The sequence below is a fragment of the Mesorhizobium sp. M0152 genome (assembly GCF_040322415.1).
GTDB lineage: Bacteria > Pseudomonadota > Alphaproteobacteria > Rhizobiales > Rhizobiaceae > Mesorhizobium.
In genome coordinates this window covers 1-657 of record NZ_JAMYTH010000131.1, presented here as the reverse complement: position 1 = coordinate 657, position 657 = coordinate 1, and the positions used below count along the sequence as shown (strand labels likewise).

General features: G+C 62.3%; 1 protein-coding gene. It reads right to left on the bottom strand.

Annotated elements, in window-relative coordinates; genetic code table 11:
• Nucleotides 1-241: 241 nt before the first annotated feature.
• Nucleotides 242-657, bottom strand: a 416-nt coding sequence (locus NKJ26_RS33480; protein ID WP_502903267.1) for an NAD(P)/FAD-dependent oxidoreductase, incomplete at its 5' end; no start/stop codon positions are given.

The window sequence follows — 657 nt, the reverse complement described above, 5'->3', positions numbered from 1 at the left end:
GGTCATCCCCACAAAGGTAGTCATACGCTCGATCTAAATGCACTCGGGCGGCGGAAAAATCGCTTGTCATATCATAGAACCTCTCTACCCGCCCGCATTGCCGTCTACGAGGTGAAGGTAGTGCAATCGTCAATATATACAGACAAATTTGAATTAAATCGGTGATGATCATGGAGGGCGAGTCCCCTGACATGATGCCGCCATGGAGCCCGCCGACGACCACTCGCTGGCGCTCGGTCGGTCATAAATGCCGAGCACCCCGTCCCGAGACCACCTCTGACCTCCCTCCTACGATGCTAGACGCGTGGAAGACATGGCTGCGCCGCCGCTGCCAGAAAGGCGTGTCCCATCGCGCGACGGCTGCATAGTGGGCAGCCAGGGCCGGGAGGTAGTCGGCAAAGCCGCGTGTGGCGATTGTTGCATAGCGGGCGCAGGCGAAATCGCCACGCCCGTCCAGCATGTCCGATGCCGCGTAGGCCGCCAGGATCCCTGAGCGGAGTGCATGCACGATCCCGCGTGATGACAGTGGATCGGCACAGAACAGGCAGTCGCCCGCCGCGACCCAGCGGTCACCGGCGGCCGGAGCGATCGTTGCGGTTCCCGCCGCCTTGATCATGCTGGCGGTCTCGATTGCGTTGGGCGGCACGAGCGGCGCGA